3 protein-coding genes are annotated in these 3,855 nt (G+C 72.8%); 1 reads left to right on the top strand and 2 read right to left on the bottom strand.

From position 1 onward, the window contains the following. Positions 1-830: bestrophin family protein (locus V7067_RS16240; RefSeq protein ID WP_334176940.1), on the bottom strand; the 830-nt coding region annotated here is incomplete at its 3' end. A 278-nt stretch (positions 831-1,108) separates the two neighbouring features. Next, positions 1,109-2,254, bottom strand: a complete 1,146-nt coding sequence (locus V7067_RS16235; protein WP_334176939.1) for an alpha/beta fold hydrolase — start codon at positions 2,252-2,254, stop codon at positions 1,109-1,111. An 895-nt stretch (positions 2,255-3,149) separates the two neighbouring features. On the opposite strand from V7067_RS16235, the gene V7067_RS16230 reads away from it, so the two are divergent. After that, a partial coding sequence (locus V7067_RS16230) for a GNAT family protein (RefSeq protein ID WP_334176938.1) occupies positions 3,150-3,855 on the top strand: 706 nt, incomplete at its 3' end.

Below are 3,855 nucleotides of genomic sequence, written 5' to 3'. Positions count from 1 at the left end.
GAATCGAGCGGCAGGTTGTTCAGCGTCAGGCGGAAGGGCTGCTCGATCTCGTCGCCCAGCGCGTCGAGCCCGAAGATGGTGTAGGAGACGAGGCCCACCACGAACGGCGTCGTCAGGCCGGTGAGGCTGACGATGCCGAACGGCAGCGCAAGGCAATAGAGATAGGCCGTGCGGTGCAGCAGCAGCGAATAGGAGAACGGCAGCGGCGTGGTCTTCAGCCGTTCGCAGCCGGCCTGATCGCCGGCAAGCCCGGTCAGGCAATCCTCGATGCGGGTGGCCATCATCGGGTCGATGCGGCCTTCGCGCAGCGCCGCCTGCAACTCGGTGCTGATGAAGCGCAGCGCCGCATCCGGGCGGTTGGCGGCGTGCTCGAAGCCGGCGGCAAGGCCGGCCGGCAGGAACTGCTGGCTTTCCTGATCCTGCGTATCGCGCAGGTGATGCTTCAGGAAATAGGCGAAGCCGATCAGCGCCAGCACCATGCGCTCCCGCCGGTCGTTACCGGCCGGGCCGGGTTCCATGTGGGCCAGCACGAGGCGGGCGGCCGAGCGGGCGTGGATCAGCAGGCTGCCCCACAGCTTGCGCCCCTCCCACCAGCGGTCGTAGCTGGCATTGTTGCGAAAGCCGAGAAAGATGGCGAGCGCCAGCCCGATGAGGGTGAAGGGCGTCGGCGTGAGCGTGACCATGCGCGAGGAGGGCAGCGCGAGGTCGAGCGCCACCACCGCCGTGGCCAGCGCCACACTGACGGCCAGCGGCTTCTTGATGCGCGGCAGCACCGAGCCGCGCACGGCAAAGAGAATGTCGGACAGCGCCGGGCGTTCGCGGACGATCATCGCATCGGGCCTTCGGGGCTGTGGCGCCTTCAGGGATGGCGGGGGAGGCGGCTCTGCCGGGTCTTCCGGTCCGGAGGCGCTTCGGGAGAGCGAGGGTTTTCGGGCGAGTGAGGGGCTTCGGGCGAGCGAGGGGCTTCGGGACGGAGAGGGTCTTTGAGAGAGACGGCGTTCCGGTGAGCGACGCCCGCGTGCGGCCGGGAAGGGGCGGCCGGCCGCGCCTGTTGCGAACGAATGGCACAGCCCGGCCCGGGCGGCAAGCGGGCGGGCTGTCGCGCGGCCTATTCGATCTTCGTTTCCCACGGGCGGCCGCAGTCGTTGCGGGCCGGCTTGCCGGCCAGCCGGTCGGCGAGCCAGCCGGCCATGCGGGAACCGTTGGCCAGCGCGATGTAGAAGTGGTTCTGGGTCGGGTCGAAAAACACCTGAACCCGCCCGCCCGCCTGACAACTCGCCTCCACGAACGCCCGGGTGACCTTTGCCGGCACCACGGTGTCGTCGCCGCCCTGCAGCACCAGCAGGGGCACCTCCGGCGGCAGGGGACGGGCGGAGTTGCGGGCCAGAAGGGCCGGCAGCGGCGGCCGGCGCAGTGCGCTGCGATCGGCAAGGGCCGGGTTGAGCGGCTTGGCAAAAAGCTGGATGCGGGCAAATTCCGCGGCCGTCATCAGGCAGCTGTCGACGATGACAGCGCGGAAATCGGCCGGGAAGGCCGCGGTTACCGGATCGAGAACCGGGCGGCTTCGGGGGTAGAACTGCCGCCAGCTGTCGAGGGCCATCGCCAGCACCCAGCGGCCGATGGCGGTGTCGTTGCTGGCCTCCGTCAGGGCGGTCAGGTCGGCGGCCGGGGCCGCGGCGGCGACACCGGCAAGGGTCAGTTCCGGGGCATAGCCGGCCGCCATGGTGCCGGCGAACAGGCTTGCCTGCCCGCCCTGCGAATGGCCGTAGATTGCAAAGCGCGGCGCGGCGGACACGCCTTTGAGGCGGTGCATGGCGCGCACCGAATCGAGCACCGCCTGTCCCTCCGCCCGGCCGATCAGATAGGCGGTCGGGCCGGGTGTGCCGAGGCCGGGATAATCGGTGGCGACCACGATGGCGCCGGTGGCGAGGAGTTCGGCCAGACCGGGCACGCGCCGCACCGGGGCTGCGGCCAGCGACGGTGCGCAGGCCCGCGCGATGCCGGTGGTGGGGTGGGCCCAGGCCACCACGGGGCGCGGCCCGGCCGTGTCGTCCTGCGGCAGCCACGCCATGGCCGAGGAGACGGTGGGGCGGCCGCGATAATCCGTCGTCACATAGAGCAGGCGCACCGCGCCGGCCCCGCCGGTATCGGCCTCCGGCGCCCGCTCTGCCCGCAGCACCGTGCCCGGCCGCGCGCCTTCCGGCAGTGGCGGCGGATCGTAGAAGGCCGGGATGGCAACGGCTGAGGCCGGCACGGCATCGGCGGCCTCATCGGCTGCGGCGGCCGGCGCCGGGGCTGACAGGGCAACCAGTGCGGCCAGAGCCAGTCGCCGGCCGGCCGGGCCGCAAAGTGCGGCCGCCAGCCCCCGGCGCCACGGCCTGCGCCGGGGCTGCGCGCAAACGGCCGGCAGCCCCGGCGGCGCGGCAGCAGGTTGCGGGGGTGTGGCTTGCGGGGCGGTGGCTTGCGGGGTGGTGGCTTGCGGGGTGGTGGCTTGCGAGGGCGCCGCTTGCGAGGGGGTAGCGCGTGCGGCAGGGCGCCCGGGGGCCGGCGCAGGCATGAATATCGGCATCGGCTCGGACATGGACATCGGCTTGGGTATCGGCTCGGACATCGGCATGGGCATGGGCATGGGCATGGGCATGAGCTTGGGCACGGGCATGAGCTTGGGCACGGGCTTGGGCAGGATGCCCGTCGGCCGGGAAAGGGGCCGGGCGGCAAGGGGGGCGAGCGGGCGAAAGCACGGGCGACAGCCGTCCGCACGGTGGCCTTTCTGCCCCGCAGGACGGTCCGGCATCGGGGCCCATGCAACTGCCGCTCCCGCACCGGCCGCCCGGTTTTTCAGGGGTGGGCGGGGGCACGGCACCGGTGCAGTCGCGCGGCATCCGGCCGGGCCGGCGGCGGCAGCGCCGCGGACCGGAGGTGCGGCCGCTGCGGTGCGCGGGGCATTGTGCCGCCGGCGGGGCGTGCGGGCAATGCGCAGTGTTTCTCCTGCGGCGGCAACAGCCATGATATCAGCAAGGGAGGCCGCGACAGCCCCCGGCCCGGCCGCCGCAGCGGGCGGGGCCCGCAGCGCGCCGTCGCCGCCCGCAACACCGGCCCCGACACCGGCGCGGACGGCCCCCGTGAAACAGCCGCCGAGGAGACCCGTCATGACCGCCGATGCTGATGCCAGTGGCCGGGGCCTGCCGCCCGGAACGCGCCTCAACGCCCTTGGCCAGCCGGTCGGTCCGGCGCTGCCGGGTTTCATGCCCCGCCCGCGGCCGCAGCGCCTCGTTCACGAAGGCCGCTTCGTGCGGCTGGAGCCGGTGGAGCCCGCCCGCCATGCCGCATCCTTCTTCGCCGCGCAGGCGCTGGATGCCGCCGGCGCCAACTGGACCTATCTGGCGGCCGAGCCCCCGGCCGACCTTGCCGCGGCACGGGCCTATCTCGAAGCCGCTGCCGGGCCCGACGATCCGCTGATGTTCGCCGTGGCCGAGGCCGGCAGCGGCGCGGCAGTGGGCCATCTCTCGCTCATGCGCTGCGAGCCGGCACACGGGGTGATCGAGATCGGCAACATCAACTTCACCCCGCGCCTGCAGCGCACGCCCGGCGCCACCGAGGCGGTGTTTCTGGCCATGCGCCACGTGTTCGCCGACCTCGGCTACCGCCGTTTCGAGTGGAAGTGCGACAGCCTCAACGCCCCGTCGCGCCGGGCCGCGGTGCGGTTCGGCTTCTCTTACGAGGGGCTGTTCAGGCAGGCCGTCGTCACCAAGGGACGCAGCCGCGACACGGCCTGGTATTCGATGCTCGACAGCGAGTGGCCGGCCATCGCCGCGGCCTTCATCCGCTGGCTCGCCCCGGACAATTTCGATGCGG

The sequence above is a fragment of the Pseudoxanthobacter sp. genome, assembly GCF_036822375.1.
Lineage (GTDB): Bacteria > Pseudomonadota > Alphaproteobacteria > Rhizobiales > Segnochrobactraceae > Pseudoxanthobacter.
This window is presented reverse-complemented; position numbering and strand designations above follow the sequence as displayed.